Raw genomic sequence first — 25,962 nt, 5'->3', positions numbered from 1 at the left:
AATATTTCCAAGTAAATTGTTAAGGGGCATGGTATTAGCGACATTGACGCAAATACTGAATAAATTTATTTACGCCATAGTTCCACGGAGGAATAGCATCACAATAATTTACCCAGTTCACTAATGTTCCCAACTTCGGCGTTGAAATTTCAACACGATCGCCCGGCAAATGAGTAAAACCGTTACCGTCATTGTGACGATCTTCAGTAGGTGCAAACATGGTGCCCATATAAAGCATCATGCCGTCAGGATATTGATGTTGGTCGTTTAAGGTTTGATCAACTAAATCTTGCGGTGAACGGCTAATTTCCGCCATCAAGTTTTTGCCTGTGGTAACAAAGCCATCAGTGCCAGAAATAGTTAAACTGACTTCGCATTGCTCTACATCAGTTAGAGTAAAAGTATCATCAAATAAACGAATTAATGGCCCAATAGATGACGCGGCATTATTGTCTTTTGCTTTGCCTAGTAACAAGGCACTACGACCTTCATAATCGCGTAAGTTAACATCGTTTCCTAAGGTTGCGCCAATAATTACACCTTCGCTTGATACCGCTAAAACAATTTCAGGCTCGGGATTATTCCAAATAGACTGACGACGTACGCCAATTTGAGCACCACTAGTTACCGATGCTAAAGGTTGAGCTTTTGAGAAAACTTCAGCGTCTGGTCCTATACCTACTTCTAAGTATTGTGACCAAATCCCTTGGGCAATTAACTTTTGTTTTAACTCTTGTGCTTCTTCGCTACCCGGCGTTAAATCGCCTAAGTTGGAGCCGATAACCTGTAAAATATTTTCACGAATGGTTGATGCTTTTTGCGCATCACCACGGGCTTGTTCTTCAATTACTCGCTCTAAAAGACTTTGAGCAAAGGTGACACCACAGGCTTTAGTTGCTTGAATATCATTAGGCGCTAGAAATACTATTTCAGTGTTTTCTTCCAAGCTTACTGTTTGCTTGGTGAATAAACTATTAGCTAAAATGTCATTTAATGAGCCTAAGGTATTTGTTTTACTGGTGCTAATGGTAGACAGTTTATCTTTATCCGCAAATAAATCAGACATAGTCAGGTAGATTTCAGACAGATCATAAACCTTGCCTTGACTAACACTGACCACACGAGGGCCTGCTATATTGTTACAGGCATGTTGACTAGGTAACCAAACACGACCTACCCAAGTTCCTTCATTACATTGATCTGGCAAGGTATTCGTTATATTAAATCCGTTAACGGTATTCGCTGTCGTTATATTCATAATTTTTCCTATTAAACTTTTCTCTAAAATCATACTTATTAATTTAATTGCCTATGTACTTGGCTCAGGAGTTTACTGATAGTCGTCATCCTCGAAGTATCTTGTCGAGGATCCAGTTGTTTTTGGTTTGGATTCCACCCTAAAACACCACTGGAATGACGTTTTCGATCAATTTTGACTGGCTCCTGATTGATCTACATAGGCATGTAAGTTAAAGACTCATGCCGCCATCAATGATAATGTTTTCGCCACTCATAAAACTGGCATCATCGCTAGCCAATAAGCTAGCAATGGCGGCTATTTCACTTGGTTGGCCTAATCTGCCCATAGGTTGACGGTCAATAAAAGCAGCTAGTGCAGCTTTATAATCACCCGTATCGCTAAGCCTTTGATCTAGTGAAGGTGAGTGGATAGTGCCAGGACTAATTGAATTGCAACGAATACCTTGAGCAATAAAGTCTGCGGCAACGGCTTTTGTTAAACCAATAATTGCCGCTTTACTGGTGCCATAAGCAAAGCGGTTAGCAACGCCTTTAACACTTGAAACTACAGAAGCTATATTAATTATGGCGCCACTTTTTTGTGCCAGCATCCCCGGTAACACTGCTTTAATTAACTGATAGGCAGAGGTAACATTAACCGCAAGTGTGGTTTGCCACTGTTCGTCAGTACAAGTTAGCGCAGAGCCGCTAAAGACCACACCAGCACAGTTCATCAATACATTAATGTTTGGGTTTTCATTAATACATGAGCTGATTTGATTTTGATTAGTAATATCTAAAACACAGGTTTTTATATTAGCTATACCTTCGAAAGTTTTTAAGGCTTGCTCGTTTACATCGGTAGCGATGACTTGCGCGCCTTGTTTGGCAAAGAGTAAGGCGGTTTCTTTACCGATACCTTGGCCAGCACCTGTAATTAAGGCAATTTTGTTGATAAGTTTCATTGTTGTATTTCCTTACTTTCTTTACCTTGCTTAGCTTGTTTTGCTTCGCTAGTTTTCATGGAAACATCGGGATAGACAAAGCCTTGCTGTTCTAGCTCAATCGCAAATAAGCCACCTGCGAGTGGTGTTTCTTGTAACTGTGCTTCGCTTAAACCTGTAGCTGCTGTGGTGATATAAAGTGTATTGAGGTTGGGGCCGCCAAAGCAGCATTTAGTGACATTTGGCACCGGTAATTTAATTGCACTCACTAAGTTACCTTTGCTATCAAAACGGCTAACTCGCGCGCCGCCCCAGTGACATACCCAAAGGTGGCCTTGGGTATCGCAACACATACCATCAGGATGACCCTGATCTTGTGTGAAATGAATGTGTAGTTCTTTTTTGCCAATAGCGCCATCATCACCTAGCCGTGCTCTAAAAATTTTTCCTGCCATGGTATCGGTGAAATACAACCAATGGCCATCTTGGCTAAAAGTTGGTCCGTTGGTGATACAAATTTCACCTAATTGTGTGAGTTTTTCTACTTGTTTATTGGTATCAGTATCGTTATCGGCATTGTCATTGGAGTGGGCATTAAAACGATAGAAAGCACCACTCGCATCAGTTTGCTTGTCGTCCATACTGCCAAACCAATAGTTACCACGGGTATCGGCACAACCATCATTAAAGCGATTATCTACTAACTCTTTTTCCAGTTCGCACAGTGGTATTACTTGGCTATTTTTAAGATTAATATGAGCGACACCGTCTCTGAAGGTGGCTAGTAAGCCGCCTTCAGCGCAGGGCACTACGCTACTAATATTGTTGCTAAACGCCCAAGTTTTATGAACCTCGATTCTTTGTTTATCAACTTTATAGCGATGTAGTTTAGAGTTGATAATATCAACCCAAAAAAGCGCTTGTTCGCCTTCATGCCAAACAGCCCCTTCGCCTAATTGTGCTTTAGCATCCCAAATGCAAGTTACTTTATTCATAACATGTCCTCAAAATTTTCTATATTTTCTTAACTATTTAAAAACGGCTAATGTGAGTTACGTGGAATACCGTGCGTTTTAGCTATACGAGTAAATTTACCTTCGGTTTCTAAGGTACCACCTTCACTTAATTGATTAACACGGCTGCGATAAATCTCTTGCCAAGGGGTTTGATTAACCACCGTAATAAGCTGAACATTTTCTTTACGGCGAGCAAATTCAGCCTCATCAATTAATAAATTCACTTGGTTAGTGTTTAAATCAATGCAGATTAAATCGTCATCTTTTATATGCGCTAAACCACCACCAACGGCTGCTTCTGGTGAAATGTTAAGTATTGAAGGGCTAGCGGAGGTACCGCTTTGACGTCCATCCCCCATGGTGGGTAAACAAGTAATTCCTTGTTTCACTAGACGGTCTGGTGGCAACATATTGACGACTTCTGCTGAGCCGGGGTAGCCAACAGGTCCACAATTTCTAATAATTAAAATACAATCTTTATCTATGTCTAAGCTCGGATCGTTGATGCGGTGATGATAATCTTCAGGGCCATCAAATACTTTAGCGCGTACGGTAAAACAGTTTGGCGATTCAGGGTTGCTTAAATATTCTTTTCTAAAGTTTTCATCAATAACAGATTTTTTCATTAATGCAGAATCAAATAGATTACCACTCATGATGGCAAAACCAGCATTTTCCATTAACGGTTCATCACAGGTTTTAATCACTTTATGATCTTTACTGGTGCTGCTAGTGTATATTTCACCAACGCTTTTGCCTGTTACCGTTAAGACGTCGGTATCAATAACACCCGCTTTGATTAACTCACCCATAACGGCTGGCACACCACCAGCTCGATGGAATTCTTCACCTAAGTACTCACCAGCAGGTTGACAGTTAACAATAAGCGGTGTTTTTTCACCGTGAGTTTGCCAATCAAAAATATTGATTTCTACCTCATGCAAATGATTAGCAATCGCTTGAATATGTGGTGGCGCATTTGTTGAGCCGCCAATGGCAGTACAAACACGCATGGCATTATAGAAAGACGCTTTGGTCATAATGTCAGATGGTTTTAAGTCTTCCCACACCATTTCAACAATACGACGGCCAGTGTAATATCCCATTTGTGCGCGCTCTCTGTATGGTCCAGGAATTGCTGCGCAGCCAGGTAATGACATGCCTAACGCTTCTGCCAACGAGTTCATGGTTAAAGCGGTACCCATGGTATTACAGTGACCAGCGCTCGGTGCAGAGGAGGAGACTTGATCCATGAAATTTTCATAATCAATTTCACCGGCGGCATATTTTTCACGACATTCCCAAATAATACTGCCAGAGCCAACACGTTTGTCACCTGACCAGCCATTTAGCATAGGGCCACCAGAATAAACTATGGTCGGAATATCTACTGCTGCCGCTGCCATTAACGTTGCTGGTGTGGTTTTATCACAACCAGTAGTTAAAATAACACCATCAAGCGGGTAGCCATAAAGCACTTCAATTAAACCAAGGGTGGCTAAATTTCTATCAAGGGCGGCGGTCGGACGCTTACCCATTTCATGAATGGGGTGTACGGGAAACTCTAACGGGATACCGCCAGCATCACGAATACCTTCTTTAAGACGTTGCGCTAACGCTAAATGATGGCGGTTACAAGGCGCTAAATCACTGCCGGTTTGCGCGATACCAATAATCGGTCTACCAGATTGTAGCTCTTCACGGGTTAAACCATAATTTAAGTAACGCTCAAGGTAGATAGCGGTTTGGTCAGGACTACCTGGCTCATTCATCCAAGCTTCACTTCTTAATGGCTTTCTGCTGGGCTTATTATTGCTGCTCATAGGGTTCTCTCTACTAATTTACATATTAGTTCGAGTATAGATCTAGGGGGTAGAGAAGCACTACGCTTGCTCGATAGTAGTGATAATACTTTTTTAACCATTTATAGCGATTGAAATTGAAAGGCTGATGTCGAAGCAAGGCTTAGCCTTGCTTCGAGTTGAATTTAGCAGTAACGGTAAACAAGATAATAATTGGAGACTTTATAGTACTCCGTATTTTTTTAGTGCATCAGTAGAAGACATACCAGCTTCGATGGCTTTTCGCACTACATTTTCTTTCGCTGCTTTTTCTAACGCTTTCTCAATGACTTGCTTCTCTAGTTTTTTTGGAACAATTAATACGCCGTCTTGGTCACCAAACACTAAATCTCCAGGCTCAATCCAAACCCCTTCAATTTCAATAGGGCAACGAAAATTTTGTACGGAAGTTCGCACCCTTGAGTCTTGAGCGTAACCCCCCGTGCTGAACACTGGCCAGTTTTGTGCCAAAACCTGTGGGGTATCACGGTGAGGACCGTTGACTACGGCACCGACGCCACCGCGAGTACGAGCTGTTGCGGTAAGCAGCTCGCCCCATAATGCTGAGCTATTACTGCCAGCAGAAATGTAAACTTCGCCAGGTTCTATTTGATCTAATGCTTCGGTCAGTAAACCAAAGGGTTTTTCTTGTTCGCCGTAAACATCGCAGGTTAATACAGGCATGGCGCGGCCAGCAACTATCATATTTGTGGTCATGGCCTGCACATCACGGGGTAGAAACTGGTGATAATGACCCAGTTCATCAAGGATATCACCAACTACTGGGGTATATAATTTTTCGCGCATTAAGGCGAATAGTTCACTGTCATTTTTCCACATAATTTGGTTTCCTAATCTTTTAGATAAAAATAAATTGAATTAATAGTTATTGTTTAAACCAAAGCCTTAAAATAAAGAGCTGAAAGCTTTAAAAGTTAAAATAGTTTTTTGCGTTGTGGTAACTGATGTTACCGACAATTTCTCCTAACAAAGGCAGATCTTTGGGTAATAAGCCCTGTTCAACGTCATGGGCTAGGTAGTTACATAAGATGCGACGGAAGTATTCATGACGTGAAAAAGATAAGAAGCTGCGCGAGTCGGTTAACATACCAACAAAACAACTTAACAATCCTAATGAACTGATCGAACGAAAGTGACTTTCAATACCTTCTTTTTGATCAAGAAACCACCAAGCTGCGCCATGTTGAACTTTGCCTCGAATATCGCCTTCATTAAAAGTACCAGCCATGGTTGAAAATATTTCGTTATCAGCAGGATTCAAATTATATAAAATCGTTTTTGCCAATTGCTGATTACCCGCTAAGTGATCAAGATAATTGCGCAACGCTAAAGTATTGTTATAACCACCAATGGTATCAAAGCCTTTACCATGCCCTAGAGCAGCAACTTTTTTACTATTAGCATCACGTAGTGCGCCAATATGGAGTTGTTGCACCCAACCTTTTTTAGCATTAAGTTGAGAAACAAAGATTAAGATATCTGACGAAAGTGCGATTGCTTGTTCTGCTGTTAATGCTAGCCCTGAGCGAATTAAGGCAAAGGCGTCATCAACCTTCTTTGGTTTAGCAAGCGAAAATTGAAATTGACTCAGTCCGATATCTGATAATCGACAACCAAGATCATGAAAATGTTGATGCCTACTCTCGATCACACAAAGGAAGTCTTGGTAGGTACTGATAACTTGATCGGATGACTGCATCAATCTATCGAGACTTTTATTAAACTGAGCAACATTGTCTGTTGCCAATAAACTGTCTAATCTGAAGGTCGGCAACATGGTTAAGCTATTATCTTTTATATAAGTATTTTGGCAACCATGAGCTTGCTGCTGAGCAAAGGCTTGATGATGCTGCAATGAATCGGCTGGGTCATCGGTAGTACAAATCACTTCCACTTTGCGCTGCTTAAGTAAACCTTGGCTTGAAAATTTATCCTGAGCTAATAGTTCATTAGTTTGTTGATATATGGCATCCGCAGATTGTGCGTTCAGCATTTCCTTTATGCCAAAAGGTTGTTGCAATTCCATGTGGGTCCAATGATACAAAGGATTTCCAATGGTATAGGGCACTATTTTTGCCCACTGCATGAATTTTTCTTTTGCGCTAGCATTACCCGTACAATATTTTTCATTGATACCCATGGCGCGCATGGCACGCCATTTGTAATGATCATCTTCTAACCAAGCTTCAGAGATATTGGCAAACTGTCGATTATTAGCAACGTCTTGTGCAGGTAAATGATTATGGTAATCAATAATAGGCAGGTCAGCAGCATAATTAAAATAAAGCTGCTTGGCCGTATCTGATTGTAATAAAAAATCTTCACCAATGAACGTTTTCATAATTTACCTACTTCCCCATCACTTGTTGAAATGCCGCTTTCATAAATCCCATGGCAAATGCCATACCTGCATGCCAAGGGGCATCACAAGTCATCAGTGGCGTATGATCAGGGATAAGAATGCCGTCATAGTTATTTGCTTTAAGTATTTCTAATACTTTCACCATGTCGATATCGCCATCGTCGATAAAGGTCTCATCGTAGTGTGGAACCTTGCCACGAACATTACGAAAATGAATATAACTAATCGCTTCACGTTGGCTAAAAGTATCCACGGCTTCATAGACATTACCTTCAGTCATTTCAGCAATGGTACCTAAACAGAACTCTAGGCTGTTGCTGCGACTAGGCTGCATATCAAGTAACTTATGATACATATCAGATTGATAAACTAGGCGAGGAGATTTACGCACAATGGGCATAGGTGGATCATCAGGATGTGCAGCTAAACGCACACCCGCTTCTTCGGCTACTGGTACTAAGTTCTTTAAGAACCATTGCAGACGTTGCCAAAGTACGTCATGAGGAATAAAGTCTTGATCACCTGTTGGCGTAATACCTTTATTATCCGTTGGTAATTGCATGTTCCAAACCATGCCATTTGGAATGGGGGTTTCATCTACTTCGCGCATGTAAACACTGTTAGCATTACCTCGGGCAACAGGACCTACTTGGCGGCTACAAACACCGGCTAAAGAGAAGTTATAGCCAAAAACAGGAATACCAACTTCGCCAACATTACGAATAATGTCTTGTAAGCCTTGCATTTGTTGCTCTTTTTTAGGACCGTCTAATAAAATATCACTCCACATGGCGGGATCGAAATTTTCAATAGCCCAAATTTTTAAGCCGTGTGACTCTACTTCGGCTTTTAGTTTTGTTAAACCTTCAAGCGTCCAAATAGGATCAGCTGCGCCTTTAGCAACACCCCAGCCGCCACTTCCACCAACGGGTTGGTTAGAATCTTGCTGTTCTTTCTCTGTTGAGTTTTCTTTATTAAAATAATCACATAAATGTACTACCAAGTGCGTTGCACCACACTGTTTAGCAAAGTCATAATGTTCGGCATTTAATTGATGCCTATATAGGCCAAATCCTAATTTCATAATATACACCTTAAATAAAAGTTAACGATTGTTTGTCGTGTTTGTTGGCAAAGCCCGGCTTATAGCTTACTTAAATCTGCAATTAACCCTTGTACTGCTAGGCTGCTCATGTAGAGCGAAAACATTAAAATGCCAGTAAGAATGATATAGTCTTTTTTTGTGTTGATATGTTGGCCCATAATTTTCTTTTTACTGGTTAGATAAATCAGACCACCAAGTACAATAGGTAATACCATGGCAATACAGGCTTGCGACATTAGCATTAAAAAGATTGGTTTCACGCCAACGATGACACCAAATAAGCTGGTTAATGAAAGCACTAGCAATAATATGCGGTTACGTTTGGTTTTTACGTTGCGATCAAGGCCTTGGTAATCACTGATGATCCAAGGTATAACCAGTAGGTTGGGTAGATGAGAAGAAATGCCAGCAGCAATAACCCCTATAACAAAAATGCTTAAAGCAAATTTTCCAAATAAAGGCTCTAGCATGGGGATCATTTCTGAAATACGGTTAAGATGCAGACCTTGTTTATGCAATGTCGTAGCGGCTGTGATCATCACAGCTGCACTGACAATAAACATTAAACTTGCGCTGACGCGGGCATCACGCTTTTCAATGGCAGTATCTTCTATTTTCCAGCCTAATTCTTTTACTAAGCCAGTACGGATCACCAATACAAAAACCGATACGGTAGTACCCACCATACCGGCCATCACAACAAAAGAGTTATTATCACTGCCGTCAGCCTTTTCCGGAATTTTAGGGATTAGCCCTTGGCCTATCTCCGCTAAACTAGGTAACTCTATAAACATGGTGGTGATAAAGGCTAGTGCCATGATGGCAACGAGCACAGCAAGAATTTTCTCAAAGCTTTTAGTGTCGCCTGAAAAGACTAAACCGTAAACAATGGTTGCGGTAATAAGTGCACACCATGTGGTTGAAATTCCCTCGCTAATCCAAGTTGCTGTCCATACATTCAGCACATCGGCAACAATACCCAATACACCCATTAGTGCGCTGACAATGATTGTAGATAAGATCACAAGCGTAAATAAGGCAAAAGGCTTATTTATCTGACGACGAAAACCTTCAAGCAACGTCATGCCGGTAACCATGGTATAACGGCTTGCCAACGACATTAGGTAATAGGTCATAAAACAACTAAGCAATAAGGCCCAAAGTAAATCTAAGCCAAAAATTGCCCCTGCTTTTGACATGGAGGTAATACTTCCGGTACCAACGTTATAGCCGATTAAAAATATACCCGGTAATAACGATGCCAATAATTGTTTGAAGGCACTAGGTTTAGTCTCATTAGCTTTAGCGCTTGATTGAGCCGTATTTTCCAAATTGCTTTCTACATTGTTTGCTGAATCATTCATCTTAAGCCCTCGTTTTAATTTTAAAATCCGACTGAATTGCCACCATCTACAGGTAAACAGATACCTGTTATAAAAGATGCGGCTTCTGAGGCTAAAAAGGTAGCCGCGTGGCCAATGTCAGTAGGGGATCCAAAACGTTTCATTGGTGTTCGTTGCAATATACGCTCTTCTCTTTGCGGATCTTTTGCCATGATGTCTAAAAACATTTTTGACTCGATAAAGCCTGGCGCGATAGCATTGATACGTACACCTGTCCCAGAGTATTCAGAAGCTAGCGTTCGGGTTAATCCTAATAAACCACTTTTTGAACTGCTGTAGGCGGCAACTTGCGGTAAACCAAAAAGGGCGGACATAGAGCTGATATTGATAATTGAACCAATGCCCCGAGGGATCATATATTCTAAACAGAGCTTACTTAAGGAAAACACCCCAATTAAGTTGGTTTCTAATACCGCAGCAAATTCGGCGTCACTGGTTTCTAATGCTGGCTTTTTACAATGTTGTCCGGCGTTATTAACTAGAATATCTATATGATTAAAAGTCGCTTCTAATTCATCAACGAGTTGTTGGCGTTGTGAAGAGTCGTCAATGTCATTAACGCGATAATGAGCATTATCACCCAATTGCTGACAGGCTACTTTTAAAGTACTTTCATTACGACCTGTGATAATAACGGTTGCTCCAGCTAATATAAATTGCTCAGCAATACCATAGCCAATACCACGACTACCACCGGTAATTAGCGCTACTTTCGAGTTTAATGATTGTGGAGGGTAAGACATGAATGTGCTCTTGTTGTTAATTGTTAATTGTTACTTAAGCATAAGCCCATTGAGTAAAAATTCCCCATGCTTGATAAACCAGTACCAATACTTTTTTAACTGATATTTTTTGCTGCGTTTGGATCTAACTAAAAGAAGCGACGTTAAAAAAGTACTGGTATTGCTACATGGGCGGCTTGGTTTTTTGGTTAGCATTAACGATATAGTGATTAGTAAATTTACACTCATCAAAGCTATTTATTATGACTAACTCTAACCATTCTCAATCAAACGACCTTGATACAAAACTTGCTATTGTTACTGGCGGTAGTTCTGGTATTGGAGCTGAATTGGCGGTTTCACTTGCTAAAGCTGGTTGGGATGTTGCCATTACTTATGCGGGTAATGAACAGGGAGCCATCGAGGTTACTCAAGCAATAAATGAAACAGGCCAGCGTAGTTTTTATCAACGTTGTGATGTTGGTTATAGTGAGCAAGTTAATGACTTTGTTGCCCAAGTTGTGCAACATTTTTCTATAGCACCCACTTTGTTAGTGAATAATGCAGGTTGTCAAACGTGGGCGCCTTTTCTTGAATTAAAAGAAGAAGACTGGGACAAAGTTATTCGTACCAACCTTAAAGGCTGTTTTCTTTTTTCCCAAGCCGTTGCGCGTGTCATGGTTGAACATAAAAGCGGTGGTGCTATCGTTAATATCGGCTCTGGATGTAATAAAGCACCGTTTCCAAATTTAGTTGATTACACTGCATCAAAAGGTGGCATGGAAATGTTAACCCGCTCAGCAGCAATAGAGTTGGGAAAATATGGCATTCGGGTCAATTGTGTAGCTCCTGGTGGCATTGAAATTGCGCGTACTCGTGAAGAAGCGCCTGATTATGCACAAACGTGGGGAAAAGTTGCGCCGTTGGGTCGAGTAGGTTTTCCTGATGATATCTTTAATGCGGTAGAGTTTTTAGCCACACCAGCATCAAGCTTTGTTACCGGACAAACCATATGGGTTGATGGTGGCGTGTTTACCGCACCTAACTGGCCTTACGAGCAAAGTTATGTTGTTGAAAATTAAATTGTCGAAGACAAACATTTATTCATTTTAAATTCAGATTGTTTTAAGCCTTGGGCGGTAATATCAATGAGTTAACTCTTAAACTTATTGGAAGGTTTTATGTTCACTCAAAAAGCACGCTCTTGTTATAAATTTCCGCTAACGCTATTTTTTTCGCTGATATTGGTTTCAGGTTGTAGTGAGGTTGTTGAAATAAAAAGCTTACCTGAACCAATAAAAGCGATCAAATACATTCAAATCAACCCTGAAATATCTTTTCTTGAACGTAAACTTTCCGGTTACATCAAAGCGGTAAAACGCTCTGATCTTTCGTTTCAAATTTCTGGCCAATTACTCACCTTAAATGTTGAAGAGGGTGATCATGTTGAACTAAATCAACCGCTCGCAGCGCTAGACCCAACACCTTATAAATTCCGCGTTCAACAAGCGCAAGCAGAACTGGCCAGTGCCAATGCGCAACTTAAAAAGAGTAAAGAAAACTATTCTCGTCAAAAATCAGTTTATGAAAAAAAAATAATTAATAAAAATACTATGGCTAGTGCTTTAGCTGAATATGAACAGGCTGAGAGTGCGGTTTTATTATCAGAATCAAAGCTGTCAATGGCACAGCGAGATTTAACCAATACCGTTTTAAAAGCGCCGTTTTCCGGCATGATCACCAGACGTGATTATCAATCGTTTGAAGAAATATCAGCGCGCCAACCTGTGCTAGAAATTCAAGGGCAACAAGATTTTGAAGTTGCCTTTTTGGTGCCTAGTAACTTAATCGGAAGAATTACTCAGGGTAGTAATATCAATGTTCGTATTCCAGTACTAGGTGAGTCTAAACAGCAAGCATTGGTTACCAAACTTGGCTTTAAAGCTGATGTTAGAGGCGCTTTTCCGGTTAGTGCCACTATTGTTTCACCAGATAAAAACATAAAACCAGGCATGGTCGCCGATGTTTTTATTGATGTTAGCCATAAAAACAAAGTTATTTTAGTGCCCGAGTCAGCGGTGATTATTGCGGCCAATAATGAAGAACAGATATTTGTTTTTGATAGTAACAGTAAACAGGTTCATGCCAAAACAGTTAAAACTGAGGTTGTTGATATCAATACCTTGAAAGTGATTGCAGGCTTATCAGCGGGCGACATTATATGTGTTGCGGGCGCTGAGTTTTTACGTAATGGCCAAGTGGTGAGTTTATATCTATCACCTCAGGACCGTCACTAAGTTTAGTGCCTAGCAGAAGGAAGTTTTTATGAATATTACAAAAATCGCACTAGATAATAGCCGTATGACTTGGGTATTGCTTGCGCTCGTTATTTTTCTCGGCTTGTCTGTTTATAGTGATTTTCCCAGCAGGGAAGATCCGTCCATACGTATTAATCGTTCACTAATAATCACCCAATTTCCGGGCTTGCCACCAGAGCAAGTGGAAAACTTGATATCTAAAAAAATAGAAGAACGTTTACGTGAAATAGGTGAAATTGAGTTTATTAACTCTACCTCAACCACGGGTCAATCTATTGTTACTATTTCAGCTTATGAACACTTGCCCGATTTTGACAAAATTTGGGATAAAGTGCGTCGAAAGTTAGCCGATACTAAAGGGGCTTTACCACAAGGCGTGCAAGGTCCGTTTATGAATGATGACTTTGGTGATGTTGCTATAGTTACCGCAGCTTTAACAGGCGACGGTTGGGCAATGGACGAATTACGTGAACATGCCCGTGATATTAGAGATAAACTTTACACCGTTGACGGTATTCGTCGCGTGTCATTATATGGCGTGCAAGAAGAGAAGGTATATTTAGAGGCCTTGCCAAGCTTAGCCGAAACACAAAGCATTGATATTGCGTCTGCCATGCGAGCAATACAAGATCAAAATACCATCATTCCTGCCGGTAAAATATATACCCCGTACCGAGAAATTACCGTAGAAACGAGTGGCAAATTATCCTCTATTAACGATTTACGTGATGTTGAAGTTAATGCCAATCAAAATGGTGGCATTCTTGCCTTAAAAGATTATGTGTCAATTAGGCAAAGTTTTAGCGAGCCGCCGAGTGATTTAGCTTTTTATAATGGTAAGCCAGCGATAGTTATTGCTGCCTCGATGCAACAAGGTCGTAATATTTTAGAAGTAGGGCCGCGCCTTAAAAAACTATTAGTGGCAGCTGACGCTAATCTACCCATTGGCATGAAATTATCGTTAGCCACTTTTCAGCCTGATGTTGTTGGTAAATCGATTAATGATGTTAAAACTAGCTTATATCAAACGCTAGCGATTGTACTTTTAGTTGTGGTTATTTCCTTAGGGTTGATCGAGGGATTAATTGTTGGCGTAACTGTGCCAATAACAATATTAGCGACGTTATTAGTGATGTTTTTTATGAAAATTGACTTGCAGTTTATTTCATTGGCGAGTTTAATTATTGGCTTAGGTATGTTGGTTGATAATGGTATTGTTATTACCGAAAATATTCATTTACGTTTACACCAAGGGGCTAAACGCTATGATGCCGCTATTGATGCCTGTAGAGAATTAGCCTTACCGCTGTTAACTTCAACGTTAACTACCGTGTTAGCTTTTGCGCCAATATTAATAGCCGATGGCACTACCGGTGAATATACCCGTTCACTGGCACAAGTTGTCTCAATATCATTACTGATTTCTTGGGCTTTATCGTTAACGATAGTACCGCTATTAGCGGTTCGTTTTATCTCGAATAAACGAAAAGAAAAACCTTTTATTTTATTACCTTACTATCAAAAATTTGTTACTAGGGTATTGGGATTTCCTAAAATATTTTTAGCGATGATTTCAGGTGTTTTTGTTTTTTCACTTGTTATTGTCTCACTAGTACCAGTAGAAATGTTTGCGACTTCTTCACGCTCTGAGGTCTTGGTCTATTTAGACGTTCCAGCCAGTTATAACGTGCATCAAACCAAAAATGCTAGCCAAAAGTTAACCCACTGGTTAATGGATGAAGCGCAAAACCCAGAAGTTGACTATGTATCTTCTTACATTGGCTCAGGTGGGCCAAGGTTTTTCTTGTCTATTTCACCGTCAAATCCTGCCCCTAATCGTAGTTTTATTATTGTTAATACTGGCTCTGCTAAAGAGGCTAAAAACATGCTCAGTAAAATTAAACAATTTAGTGCGCAAAATATTCCTACTGCTAGAGTAAAACCGCAACTTATCGCACGAGGAACAGTGCCGCCAGGTGTTGTGCAGTTACGTTTTAGTGGCCCGGATGCAAACGTGCTGTATGACTTAGCGTTACAAGCAGAAAATGCTTTAGCCTCTATTCCTGGTGCGGTAGATGTCTCTAATAATTGGCAAAATAAAACTAAGCGTTTTCGCGTTGAAATTGACCAAGCTAAGGTACGCCGAGCGGGTATCAGCTATCAGTCAATTTCAAATTCGTTAAATGGCGTATTTAGTGGTGCTAAAGTCACAGAAATTAGACGAGGAGATACCTTAGTTCCGGTGATTGTTAAACTTAAAAATGAAGCTGTAAATGCTAAAGAGGCAAGTAACTTGCTCGATAACGTTAAAATTTTCACCTCAAGTACCAAGAGTGAATATGTATTACTATCCCAAGTTGCCACTATCAAAATGGTGCCTCAATTTGGCAGTATTGCTAGGCGAAATATGGAAAAAAACATTACCGTGGGTGGTCGGCATAATGTTATGAAAGCGCCAGAGTTACAGGCAGCATGGGATGATAAAATTCAACAACTCTATAATGATTTACCCCAAGGATACCGTATAGAGTTAGGTGGCGAATTAGAAGGTTTTGAAGACAGTGCCGGGACGCTATTCTTAACTCTGCCGTTATTTTTTGGTCTGATTTTCTGTCTTTTAGTAGCCCAATTTTCATCATTTCGTAAAACAGGCATTGTTGTATTGACTATTCCTCTCGCTTTTTCTGGTGGTTTTTTGGGGCTTTATATCACGGGTGCCAATTTTGATTTTATCGGTGCTCTCGGCTTTTTATCATTAGCCGGTATTATTATTAATAATGCGATTGTTTTAATTGATAAAATAACTGCCGAGCAAAATGCTGGTTTACGTAAAGTTGAGGCCATATCATCAGCCAGTTTAAATCGTTTAAGACCTATACTCATCACCACAGTAACCACTATTTTGGCGTTAATCCCCTTGATGTTAATGGAAGAAACTCTCTTTTATTCAATGGCGAGTGTTATTATCTTTGGTCTAGCCATAGGTACCATGATGACTTTAGGGGCAGTGCCTGCTTTATGTTTATTGTTGTTAAAAGAAACAGAAAGTACTGAGGTTATTGAGCAAACCGCAGTGAGTATTTCAGGTTGATTTCATCAAGACAAATTATTCTTTTCTCAAGATGAATATTAAACGTAGGAATACAGATGAAGCTTACTGATAAGGTTATCGTAGTTACAGGGGCAGGATCAGGCATTGGTCGTGAGTTAGCATTACAATTAATCGCCAAAGGCGCCATTGTTGCAGGCGCTGATTATAACGAACAAGCCTTGCTTGAAACTCAGCAGTTACTTGTCCAACAAAGTAGTGACAATAACGCTCGCTTTAGTTGCCATGTAGTTGATATCTCCAACAATGAACAAGTAATAGCAACGGCGAAAGACGTTGTTGACCAGCATGGACAAGTTGACGGTGTTATTAACAATGCAGGGATTATTCAGCCCTTTAGCCATGTAGAAAACTTAGCCGTTGAACATATGCAGCGCATTTTTAATGTTAATTGGTGGGGCGTTGTTTATATGACGCAAGCGTTTTTACCGGCGTTGAAACAAAGTACACAAGCTCGTATCGTTAACATTTCCAGTATGGGCGGTTACATGCCTTTTCCTGGGCAAGTGATCTATGGTGCTAGTAAAGCTGCGGTTAAGTTGATGACCGAAGGTTTAATGGTTGAGTTAGCTGATACTAATGTCGGTGTTAGTGTGGTTTATCCGGGAGCCGTGCAAACCAATATTACCAATAATGCGCCAGATATGAGTGCAAAGGCCAAACAAGCAGCCACTGAGCAAGAAGATAAAAAAGTTGGGGTAACGGCACAGGCGGCAGCTCAGGCTATTATTAAAGGTATTGAAAAAGATAAGTCACGTATTCTTGTTGGCTCAGATTGCAAAGTTATTGATAAGTTATATCGCTTAATGCCTGTTAAAACAGCCCATTTAATGAGTTGGTTAATGAAAAAATTTGCAGGTATAGATATGACCGAAGCCGTAGAAAAATAAAACCCTTATAAGAAATAAATAGAGATAGAAAGGATATGATGACAACTAAACACCCCTTACGTTGCGCTTCTATTGGCGAGTGCATGTTAGAACTTTCAAGTGAACAAGGCAGCGTTTTTGGCGCACAAACCCTGCGTTTTGGTGGTGATACCTTAAACACCGCCATTTATATGGCAAGACAGGGGGGTAATGTGGATTATATTACCGCTTTAGGAGATGACAAGTGGAGCGATGAAATGCTTGCATCTTGGCAATCTGAGCAGCTTGGTACGCAATTAATTGCTCAAGTTCCTGGTCGTGTTCCTGGTTTATATGCTATTCAAACCTTTGCTGATGGTGAGCGAGAGTTTTCTTATTGGCGCAAAGAGTCACCAGCCCGTGAATTATTTGAACTTAAGCAAAACGATGACTTATTAGCTCAATTAATGACCTTCGATTATATTTACTTAAGCGGCATTACCTTGTCTTTATATTCACAAGAGGTACTTGAGCGTTTATGGCTGTTTTTTGCCGAATATAAAGCGCAAGGAGGTAAGTTAGTTTTTGACAGTAACTACCGACCGCGCAATTGGCCAAATGCAAAAATAGCTCGTCAATGTTTCGATAAAATAGCGAGCTATTGCGAAATAGTGCTACCGACCCTTGATGATGAGCAGCTTTTTGATGCAAGCTTAACGCTTGAGCAATGCCAATCTTATTATCAACGCTTAGGCGTTAAAGAACTTGTCATTAAAATGGGGCCAGAAGGTTGTTTAGTTTGTACTGAAGATAAAGCGGTACTAGTACCCACTACGCCAGTGGAAGCTGTAGATACCACTGCAGCGGGAGATTCATTTAATGGCACTTATTTGGCTGCTCGGATGAAAGGCCATTGTGCACAAGTAGCCGCTCAGTATGCCCATCAGGTGGCTGGTGCTGTGGTGCAATATCCTGGCGCCATTATCGATAAAGCTGCTCAACCTATTTTTAAGTAATCGTTTTATATCTCCTACGCTTTAAGTAAGTGTCTTAGATACCGTATCTATGGCACTTAATACCTGTTCAAGCTTCCCATTTAACCAAATCACATAGTGTTATCAAAAAGTACTCGTGATTCAGATCTAATTCAGAAAACTTTTTTACACTACTTCCTGTACAAATCAAATTATAAGTTAGAGTTTCGGTTTTTGTAGGAGTATTCAATGCGGATTTTGTTGAAGTGTGTTAAATGGTTTTTTATCACGATATTTTCTTTGCTGTTATTAATTATTATATCATGGCCATTATGGTCACCATTAATGGTAGATGGCAAGTACGATAATTTCGCTAAATCTCATGTACCTGCGAATAAAGAAAACACGTTAGCTGAAATACTAGGCGCGCAGCCTAAAATCGCTTGTGGGGGAACAGCGGGGCAATATAATTGGGGTGAAAAAGCACGTCAATATGTTTCCCTTAATGGCAGATGGCAAGTAGAGCAGGGCGCTTTAACTAACGAGCAGCCAACAGAATTTACTCACACCGCCGCTGTTCCGGGGCTACTAGCAGATGCCCAGCCAGCATTTAATGGTTTAGGGCAACCGAGTAAAAAGCGTGATGCTTTTTGGTATAAACGTAGTTTTGACGCGCCAGAATCAGTCAAAGACACGGCTTTACTGTGTATTGCCAAAGTTAAATATGGCGCAAAAGTTTGGCTTAACGGTGAAGAAATAGGCAATCATTATGGCGCTTTTACCCAAGCAGAGTTTGATCTTAAAGGGGCGATAAAGTGGGGCGAAAGTAACGAATTAGTTATTAGAGTCGGCGCTGAGCGTAGTCAAGTTCCAGCCTTTATTCCTACGGGGCAAGATAATGAAAAAGAGTATTGGATGCCCGGTATTTGGGATGACGTCAATTTATTATTCACTGGTGCTCAAACACTGGTTCGTACTAAGGTTGAAACGGATATTACTACGGGTATTGCCACCATTAAAAATACCATTAAAAACAACAGTAACAGCAAGATAACTCTTGAAGTTGTTAACAGCTTACGAGAGTGGCATGCCAACACCAGCGCATCAACCCAAAGTTCTACAAGCTTAAATTTGGCTGCCGGTGAAACTAAAACGATAGAGCAAAAAGTTGCTGTAATTGATATGCAATTATGGACACTAGACGTGCCGTTTCTTTATGTTGCTGATACAACGATAAAACTAGCTGACGCTGTGATTGATGATCAAGCAACACGTTTTGGCTTTCGCAGTGTTAAGTGGCGAGGTGGTGATAAACGTGGTTTCTATTTAAATGGTGAAAAGACTTACCTTCGCGGCTCTAACTTTTCGTTAGGACGTTTTTTTGAAGATCCAAAAGCAGGTTCGCTTGCTTGGAATGAAGCTTGGGTACGTAAGCTATATACTTCTTACCCTAAAGAATATCATTGGAATTTATTTAGAACCAGCATAGGTCGTTTGCCTAATTTTTGGTATGACATTGCTGATGAAGAAGGCTTTTTAATAGACGATGAATTTGCCTATTGGAGCTTAATGAACAAAATGAAAGATACCGCCGCCCATAAATTCGATCAACCGAATTCTGAATGGTCAATGGTTGAATTAGAAAAAGAGTTTACCAGTTGGATTCAAGAAAATTGGAATCATCCATCCATTGCATGGTGGAGTGCCTCCAATGAAACAACGGATCTGAAATCTTTCGATACTATTACAAACGTTCGTCATTTAGACCCAACCCGTCAGTGGGAGAATGGCGGCTGGCAAAAACCACACCACAAGGATGATCCAATTGAAGATCACCCTTACATTTTTTCAGCAAATTTTAATGCTATGCTCGCTTTCTTTGGGGGCAATCAAGGCGAAGGCATTGAATCTTTAGATGGAAATCCGGGTCAACATAAAGGGCCGTTAAATCCTGCTAGCCTTGTTCAAGTAACCTACCCGTCTGATCACAACCCTTATATTATTAATGAATTTGGTTGGTTATGGCTAAACCGTGATGGCAGTGCCACAAGATTGACGGATGAAATATATCCACGTTTATTAGGTGATGACAATACCACCGATACTCGCAGAGAAGCTTGGGCCTATTTACAAGCAGGGTTAACAGGTTTTTGGCGGGCAAAGCGCGGTTATCAAGGCGTACAACACTTTACCTATTTAGGTCATTCTAAACCGGGACGTTCCTTTACCAGCGACAACTTCATTGATCTAGAAAACCTAGTGATGGAGCCGCGTTGGCATGAATACAGTAAAAATGTTTGGTCACCCGCTATCGTTTATATCAATAAATGGACTGATGATTATCAACGTGGCGATCTAGCTGAAATCCCACTTATTGTGATTAATGATAATCATCAAATGGTTAACGGTGAAGTACAACTATTTGCCACAGATGAAGCAGGAAATATTCTTGAAAAATCAGCACGTGTTAAAGTAAGTATTGATAAAAATGGTGAGCAGTCGTTTGAATTGGAACTTACTATTCCTGCCCGGAAAAAGTTCGTGTTATTTGCGCAACTAACTTATCAAAATGGCGAAAGTTTTGATGTAGTAGATAAACGAAAAGTTGGTTTTAAACATCATGGTGTAGAGGTTGCACCGAGACCTAAATTTACACAGTAGCAAATGATATAGTTTTCCAACAGTCTATTTGGCTGCTTTTTTTGCCGAACTTCGCAATTTGCAGGTTCGGTTTTTTTTGCTCAAGTTTAAAGAAATTTTTGTTATTTATTTAGTAATTAACTCAGTCATTCATATTGTTTTCAGGTTAGTTTTTTATAGTTTCTTTAAAGAAAGTCAATTTTTGCGGCTTGGGTTTATTTATTTGCAAGGAAATAACATGAAAATAAGAAAGGTTATCAAATGGTTAGGTTATTCATTACTAACGTTATTTGCTGTAATAAGCTTTTTGATATATCGGGCATATGACTATACTGTTTACCCTGTTGCGTTTGATAAAGAAAAGTTTCCTCAAATTAATACCAAGCAAGACTTAGATAAGTTAACTCATGATCTGATCAGCCAAATGAGCCTAGATGAAAAAATTGACCAAATGTATGGGCAAACAATGGGCGAGGGCATAGCTACGCTTGGTATTAATCATATGTTATTTGATCGCCTACCTCATTTTTATGTTGCTGGTAACGAGCGCCTTAATATTCCTCGTTTTGCCTTTTCTGATGGTCCTCGTGGCGTTAAATCAAATAAAGAACGAACCATGGGCGATAAAAAAGGCGTGACCTCATTTCCTATCTCTATGTCGCGTGGTGCCAGTTGGGACTTAGCAATGGAAAGCCGCATATATGAAGTTATCGCTAAAGAAATGCGTGCTAGCGGAGTTAATTATACTGGTACGCCTACGGTTAACTTATTGCGTCATCCTGCTTGGGGTCGTGCGCAAGAAGTTTACTCTGAAGATCCCTGGTTAATGGGTGAAATGGGTCTACAAGCGACTCTATCTCTGCAAAAGCACAATGTGATGTCGTGTGTTAAACATTTTGCTTTAAATAGTATTGAAAACTCTCGCTTTGTTGTTGATGTTGAAGTTGACGAAAGAACTCTACGAGAAGTATATTTACCCCATTTCAAGAAGGTTATACAGCAAGGAAATGTTGCTTCAGTGATGTCTTCATATAATAAAGTGAATGGTATTTATGCGGGTAATCACAAATATTTACTAACCGATATTCTTCGAGATGAATGGGGCTTTGAAGGCTTTGTTATCAATGACTTTATGTATGGTACTCATGACGCTGTTGCTAGCATTAATGCTGGCCTTAATGTTGAAATGCCATTTCAACAACATTATCAACACGACACCATAAAACAAGCAATAGCGGATGGTGAATTTACCGAAGCTAGAATTGATGAGTTAGTTTTTGATACCCTAAGAACGCAGCTTAAATATGGTTTTGCACAAGATCCAATGGAATATCCGGATTCTATCATCGCCACAGCTGCATCAATTGCCTTAACCAAAGAAGCAGCGGAAAAGGGGATGGTGTTACTTAAGAATAGTTATGTTAAAAATGGCCATACAGCAAAGAATAAAGTCCTACCATTTTCTAAACAATCAAACCAAACCGTTGCTGTTATTGGTCGTTTGGCCGATGTAGAAAATACCGGCGATAAAGGCAGTAGCGGTACGTTTGAACCGTATGTTATTACGCCTTATCAAGGTATAGCGGCTTATAATGAAAAACTGGGTAATAAGGTTGTGCTAGATAACGCATCTGATCTTAATGCTAGTAAAGCGTTAGCGAAAAAAGCTGATCAAGTCATTGTTGTAGTAGGTTATACCTATGTTGATGAAGGTGAATTTTTACTGGCCTCAGATGACGCTAACGAAGCCGCACGACTTGGTAAAAGAATTGGGGCTAAGTCAGAGGGGGGCGATCGAGAAAGTTTAAAGCTGTTACCAGAAGATGAGGCGTTAATTCAAGCGTTAGCCAATACCAATGACAACTTAGTGGTGGTTTATGTTGGCGGCAGTGGCATTGATATGTCGGCTTGGGATGACAAAGTACCGGCAATTTTATTTTCATGGTATAGCGGCATGGAAGGCGGTAATGCTTTAGCTAATATTCTGTATGGTGAGGTAAATCCCAGCGGAAAATTACCTTTTAGTATTGCCAAGCAAGCCAGCGATTATCCTTATTTTACCCCGTACACCGATAAAATCACTTATGGTTATTATCACGGTTATACCCTGTTTGATAAAAAAGACATTGAGCCTGCTTACCCGTTTGGTTTTGGCTTAAGTTACACCGATTATAATTACAGTGACTTAGAAGTTATTACGCCTGAATTGACTGATAATGGCACGCTGAAAGTCCAAGTAACGGTAACTAATAGTGGCAAAGTAGCCGGTGATGAAATTGTGCAACTCTATATCGGTTTTGCCAAATCGCACGTTGATCGCCCAGTTAAGTTATTAAGAGACTTTGATCGACTCTCCCTGCAAGCTGGTGAAAGCAAAGTGGTTGAATTGGAAGTAGCGGCTAAAGACATGGCTTGGTACAACCCCGAAGCGAAAGCATGGCAGGTAGAACACATGGACTATGAAGTTTATGTCGGTAGTTCTTCAGCCAAGCAAGATCTACTTAAATCATACTTTAGCGTGCAATAGGGCTTGTTTGTGAAAAAAGCAATTAAAACAATCGGTTGTGTGCTTACCGTATTGCTTTTCTTCGTTGGAGTGATGGTCTATAAAATATACGATTATCCGGTGCATTCTGTTAAGTTTGATAAAAGTAAATTTCCAAAAATCACATCAGAACAACAATTGGATCAGTTAACTCGAGGGTTAATTGAACAAATGGAGCTTGATGAAAAGATCGACCAATTATATGGTCGAAAAATGTCTACGGCTCTAACACTTGTTGGCAATGGTATATTATTTGGCCGTACTCCTAATATATATGCCGGTGGTAATGAACGGCTAAATTTACCCCCTTATTCCTTTTCTGACGGCCCTCGTGGTGTTAGAGCAAACAAAATGCGTACTTCAGGCGATAAACTCGGTGTAACTTCTTTCCCTGTTTCGATGGCGCGTGGCGCTAGTTGGGATGTTGAGTTAGAAAGTAAGATCTATGATGTCATCGCTAAAGAAATGCGCGCTAGTGGCGTTAATTATACGGGCACGCCAACCATTAATTTGTTACGACATCCTGCTTGGGGCCGTGCACAAGAAACCTATTCTGAAGATCCTTGGTTAATGGGCGAATTGGGTTTAGCTGCAGTTAACGCATTGCAGCATCATAATGTCATGTCATGTGCGAAACATTTTGCTTTAAATAGTATTGAAAACTCACGTTTCGTCGTTGATGTTGAAGTTGATGAGCGTACCTTGCGTGAAGTCTATTTACCGCATTTTAAAAAGGTGGTGCAAGAAGGGAATGTCGCTTCACTGATGTCTTCCTATAATAAAGTCTTAGGGGAGTATGCCGGTAATAACAAATATTTGCTGACCGACATTCTAAGAGATGAATGGGGATTTAAAGGCTTTGTTAGCTCAGACTGGTTTTATGGAACTCACGACGGCATTGCTAGTATCAAAGCAGGTCTAAATGTTGAAATGCCTTATCAGAAGGTTTATCAGCTTGATACTATTAAACAAGGCATTAAAAATGGGGAGATTAGTGAGCAAGATATTGATGAATTAATATTCTATACCTTAAGAACCCAGTTAAAATACGGGCTGTCTGAAGATCCTATGGAATACCCAGATGCCATTATTGCCACGCCTGAATCTATTGCATTAACGCGACTAACGGCTGAAAAAAGCATGGTGCTTTTGAAAAACAGTAAAGTGACAAATAGCAAAGTGAACAATAAGCCTGTATTGCCATTTAGCAAGTCAGCTAATCAAACCGTTGCGGTTATTGGCCGCTTAGCTGACATGGAGAATTTAGGCGATACGGGTAGCAGTAAAACCACTGAACCTTATGTTATTACCCCCTACGAAGGCATTGTTGCATATAATAAAAAACTGGGTAATAAAGTCATATTAGATAACGCAGTAGATATTAATGCCAGCATGGCATTGGCGAAAAAAGCCGATCAAATCATCGTTGTGGTTGGCTACACCCATGTTGATGAAGGTGAGTTTTTATTAGCATCAGAAAAAGCTAATAAATCAGCAAAGGCGGGCAAAAGAATTGGTGAAAAAACCAATGGTGGCGACCGTGAAAGCTTAAAATTATTACCTGAAGATGAAGCGCTTATTCAAGCATTAGCCAAAACTAATAACAACTTAGTGGTGGTTTATGTTGGCGGCAGCGCTATTGATTTATCCGCTTGGGATAGACAAGTGCCGGCCATTTTATTTTCTTGGTACAGCGGCATGGAAGGCGGTAATGCTTTAGCTAACATTCTTTATGGTGAGGCTAATCCCAGCGGGAAATTACCTTTTAGCATTGCCAAGCAAGAAAGCGATTATCCTTATTTTACCCCTTACACTGAAAAAATCACTTACGGTTATTATCACGGTTACACCTTGTTTGATAAAAAAGGCATTGAACCAGCGTACCCGTTTGGTTTTGGCTTAAGTTACACCGATTATACCTACAGTGCCTTAACGGTTATTACGCCAGAATTAACTGAAGATGGCACACTGAAAATACAAGTCACAGTGACCAATACAGGCAAAGTTGCCGGTGAAGAAATTGTGCAACTTTATATCGGTTTTGATAATTCAAGCGTGGACCGTCCGGTAAAATTACTCAGAGACTTTGATAAAATCATGCTACAACCAGGGGAAAGTAGAGTGGTGGCATTGGCAGTAGCAGCGAAAGACATGGCTTGGTACAACCCCGATGCTAAAGCATGGCAAATCGAAAAAATGACTTATCAAGTTTATGTCGGTAGTTCTTCAGCTAAAACTGATCTACTAACGGGAAATTTTACTATTCACTAGTTAACCTTAACTGTGATTTTGTCATTCCCGAGGGGGTGTCGGGAATCTAGTCACGTAAACTATGGGTTAATTCTAAAGGCCATTTGCTGTGTTAATTCGTTAGCAATGGCCTTTTTTGTTTGCCCAGCGAAGCTGGCAAACCCGATAGGCTGAAAGAAGCCTTATCACCCCGACTAAGGGGAAGATAATCTGAATGGCAAGGGCGTCACTGGCTAACGGTGGGGTCTGAAGGAAGCCATAAGAAGTTAGAGGTACACAACTAACCGTAACCTGCTTCGGCGGTATTGGTGGGTAAGCGTCCAAAATAGCGCGAAGCCCAATACTTAGTCAGACCAATGCTGTGTTTGAGGGTGGAATTTCTAACAGGGAACTAGTGCAGTAACTGGGGAAGCCTGGCATTGTATCCAATCAAAATGATTTGATCAAAAATGGTTGGACGTATTATTCAAGAGGTGACTCAAGAGTATTACGAGTGTGAGGTGGCAGATGAACCCGTAGTAGTGAGTAAGGCTAGGCCGATGAAAGCCAGTAATGGTGTGGAGGATAAAACCAAGCCGACTGTCAACACTGTGTTTGACAGAGTCAATTTAAGCCACAAGCTTTC

The 25,962-nt window shown here is 40.4% G+C and carries 17 protein-coding genes; 8 read left to right on the top strand and 9 right to left on the bottom strand.

Annotated elements, in window-relative coordinates; all coding sequences use genetic code 11:
• Positions 1-34 precede the first annotated feature (34 nt).
• The 9 genes from DWA31_RS05585 to DWA31_RS05545 all read right to left on the bottom strand — a co-directional run bounded on the left by DWA31_RS05585 (position 35) and on the right by DWA31_RS05545 (position 10,674).
• Positions 35-1,258: a fumarylacetoacetate hydrolase family protein gene (locus DWA31_RS05585; protein WP_114325662.1), complete on the bottom strand. Its 1,224-nt coding sequence runs from the start codon at positions 1,256-1,258 to the stop codon at positions 35-37.
• 211 nt (positions 1,259-1,469) lie between these two features.
• The gene (locus DWA31_RS05580) at positions 1,470-2,204 is read right to left on the bottom strand and encodes an SDR family oxidoreductase (RefSeq protein WP_114325661.1); all 735 of its coding nucleotides are present in this window, start codon (positions 2,202-2,204) and stop codon (positions 1,470-1,472) included.
• Positions 2,201-3,178 (bottom strand): SMP-30/gluconolactonase/LRE family protein, encoded by a 978-nt coding sequence (locus DWA31_RS05575; protein ID WP_114325660.1) that lies wholly within the window; start codon positions 3,176-3,178, stop codon positions 2,201-2,203. Before DWA31_RS05575 ends, DWA31_RS05580 begins: the two co-directional genes overlap by 4 nt.
• A 47-nt stretch (positions 3,179-3,225) precedes the next feature.
• The gene (locus DWA31_RS05570; RefSeq protein WP_114325659.1) at positions 3,226-5,022 is read right to left on the bottom strand and encodes an IlvD/Edd family dehydratase; all 1,797 of its coding nucleotides are present in this window, start codon (positions 5,020-5,022) and stop codon (positions 3,226-3,228) included.
• 201 nt (positions 5,023-5,223) lie between these two features.
• Entirely contained in the window at positions 5,224-5,880 is a 657-nt protein-coding gene (locus DWA31_RS05565; RefSeq protein WP_114325658.1) for an RraA family protein, read from the bottom strand.
• An 88-nt stretch (positions 5,881-5,968) separates the two neighbouring features.
• Complete coding sequence (uxaC, locus tag DWA31_RS05560) at positions 5,969-7,402, bottom strand: glucuronate isomerase (protein ID WP_114325657.1); 1,434 nt, start codon at positions 7,400-7,402, stop codon at positions 5,969-5,971.
• 7 nt (positions 7,403-7,409) lie between these two features.
• Positions 7,410-8,507, bottom strand: coding sequence for a mannonate dehydratase (locus DWA31_RS05555; protein WP_114325656.1), 1,098 nt, complete (start codon positions 8,505-8,507; stop codon positions 7,410-7,412).
• A gap of 59 nt (positions 8,508-8,566) precedes the next feature.
• Positions 8,567-9,892 (bottom strand): Nramp family divalent metal transporter, encoded by a 1,326-nt coding sequence (locus DWA31_RS05550; protein WP_114325655.1) that lies wholly within the window; start codon positions 9,890-9,892, stop codon positions 8,567-8,569.
• A gap of 20 nt (positions 9,893-9,912) precedes the next feature.
• Positions 9,913-10,674 carry an SDR family NAD(P)-dependent oxidoreductase gene (locus DWA31_RS05545; protein WP_114325654.1) on the bottom strand — a complete coding sequence of 254 codons (762 nt, stop codon included), beginning with the start codon at positions 10,672-10,674 and terminating at the stop codon, positions 9,913-9,915.
• 242 nt (positions 10,675-10,916) lie between these two features.
• Between DWA31_RS05545 and DWA31_RS05540 the strand changes: the two genes are divergently transcribed.
• The 8 genes from DWA31_RS05540 (at position 10,917) to DWA31_RS05505 (ending at position 25,358) form a co-directional block, all read left to right on the top strand.
• Positions 10,917-11,735, top strand: coding sequence for an SDR family NAD(P)-dependent oxidoreductase (locus DWA31_RS05540; protein ID WP_114325653.1), 819 nt, complete (start codon positions 10,917-10,919; stop codon positions 11,733-11,735).
• A gap of 99 nt (positions 11,736-11,834) precedes the next feature.
• The gene (locus DWA31_RS05535; protein WP_114325652.1) at positions 11,835-12,950 is read left to right on the top strand and encodes an efflux RND transporter periplasmic adaptor subunit; all 1,116 of its coding nucleotides are present in this window, start codon (positions 11,835-11,837) and stop codon (positions 12,948-12,950) included.
• A gap of 28 nt (positions 12,951-12,978) precedes the next feature.
• Positions 12,979-16,062: an efflux RND transporter permease subunit gene (locus DWA31_RS05530; protein ID WP_114325651.1), complete on the top strand. Its 3,084-nt coding sequence runs from the start codon at positions 12,979-12,981 to the stop codon at positions 16,060-16,062.
• A 56-nt stretch (positions 16,063-16,118) separates the two neighbouring features.
• Complete coding sequence (locus DWA31_RS05525; protein ID WP_114325650.1) at positions 16,119-16,970, top strand: SDR family NAD(P)-dependent oxidoreductase; 852 nt, start codon at positions 16,119-16,121, stop codon at positions 16,968-16,970.
• Positions 16,971-17,005: 35 nt separating this feature from the next.
• A complete protein-coding gene (locus DWA31_RS05520; RefSeq protein WP_114325649.1) occupies positions 17,006-17,944 on the top strand; it encodes a sugar kinase in 939 nt (312 codons plus the stop codon).
• A 207-nt stretch (positions 17,945-18,151) separates the two neighbouring features.
• Positions 18,152-20,563 carry a glycoside hydrolase family 2 protein gene (locus DWA31_RS05515; RefSeq protein WP_114325648.1) on the top strand — a complete coding sequence of 804 codons (2,412 nt, stop codon included), beginning with the start codon at positions 18,152-18,154 and terminating at the stop codon, positions 20,561-20,563.
• Between the two features lie 217 nt (positions 20,564-20,780).
• The gene (locus DWA31_RS05510) at positions 20,781-23,069 is read left to right on the top strand and encodes a glycoside hydrolase family 3 C-terminal domain-containing protein (protein WP_136037978.1); all 2,289 of its coding nucleotides are present in this window, start codon (positions 20,781-20,783) and stop codon (positions 23,067-23,069) included.
• 9 nt (positions 23,070-23,078) lie between these two features.
• A complete protein-coding gene (locus DWA31_RS05505) occupies positions 23,079-25,358 on the top strand; it encodes a glycoside hydrolase family 3 C-terminal domain-containing protein (protein ID WP_114325646.1) in 2,280 nt (759 codons plus the stop codon).
• Positions 25,359-25,962 lie beyond the last annotated feature (604 nt).

The sequence above is a fragment of the Candidatus Colwellia aromaticivorans genome (assembly GCF_003333305.1).
In the GTDB taxonomy this organism is placed as follows: Bacteria; Pseudomonadota; Gammaproteobacteria; order Enterobacterales; family Alteromonadaceae; genus Colwellia; species Colwellia aromaticivorans.
Note: the sequence above shows the minus strand (reverse complement) of the source record. Positions and strands in the feature narration are given on the sequence as shown.

Excerpts from the sequence above, each read along its gene's own strand:
- DWA31_RS05585 (WP_114325662.1), bottom strand. The coding sequence starts at position 1,258 with ATGAATATAACGACAGCGAATACCGTTAACGGATTTAATATAACGAAT.
- DWA31_RS05580 (WP_114325661.1), bottom strand. The coding sequence starts at position 2,204 with ATGAAACTTATCAACAAAATTGCCTTAATTACAGGTGCTGGCCAAGGT.
- DWA31_RS05575 (WP_114325660.1), bottom strand. The coding sequence starts at position 3,178 with ATGAATAAAGTAACTTGCATTTGGGATGCTAAAGCACAATTAGGCGAA.
- DWA31_RS05570 (WP_114325659.1), bottom strand. The coding sequence starts at position 5,022 with ATGAGCAGCAATAATAAGCCCAGCAGAAAGCCATTAAGAAGTGAAGCT.
- DWA31_RS05565 (WP_114325658.1), bottom strand. The coding sequence starts at position 5,880 with ATGTGGAAAAATGACAGTGAACTATTCGCCTTAATGCGCGAAAAATTA.
- uxaC (WP_114325657.1), bottom strand. The coding sequence starts at position 7,402 with ATGAAAACGTTCATTGGTGAAGATTTTTTATTACAATCAGATACGGCC.
- DWA31_RS05555 (WP_114325656.1), bottom strand. The coding sequence starts at position 8,507 with ATGAAATTAGGATTTGGCCTATATAGGCATCAATTAAATGCCGAACAT.
- DWA31_RS05550 (WP_114325655.1), bottom strand. The coding sequence starts at position 9,892 with ATGAATGATTCAGCAAACAATGTAGAAAGCAATTTGGAAAATACGGCT.
- DWA31_RS05545 (WP_114325654.1), bottom strand. The coding sequence starts at position 10,674 with ATGTCTTACCCTCCACAATCATTAAACTCGAAAGTAGCGCTAATTACC.
- DWA31_RS05540 (WP_114325653.1), top strand. The coding sequence starts at position 10,917 with ATGACTAACTCTAACCATTCTCAATCAAACGACCTTGATACAAAACTT.
- DWA31_RS05535 (WP_114325652.1), top strand. The coding sequence starts at position 11,835 with ATGTTCACTCAAAAAGCACGCTCTTGTTATAAATTTCCGCTAACGCTA.
- DWA31_RS05530 (WP_114325651.1), top strand. The coding sequence starts at position 12,979 with ATGAATATTACAAAAATCGCACTAGATAATAGCCGTATGACTTGGGTA.
- DWA31_RS05525 (WP_114325650.1), top strand. The coding sequence starts at position 16,119 with ATGAAGCTTACTGATAAGGTTATCGTAGTTACAGGGGCAGGATCAGGC.
- DWA31_RS05520 (WP_114325649.1), top strand. The coding sequence starts at position 17,006 with ATGATGACAACTAAACACCCCTTACGTTGCGCTTCTATTGGCGAGTGC.
- DWA31_RS05515 (WP_114325648.1), top strand. The coding sequence starts at position 18,152 with ATGCGGATTTTGTTGAAGTGTGTTAAATGGTTTTTTATCACGATATTT.
- DWA31_RS05510 (WP_136037978.1), top strand. The coding sequence starts at position 20,781 with ATGAAAATAAGAAAGGTTATCAAATGGTTAGGTTATTCATTACTAACG.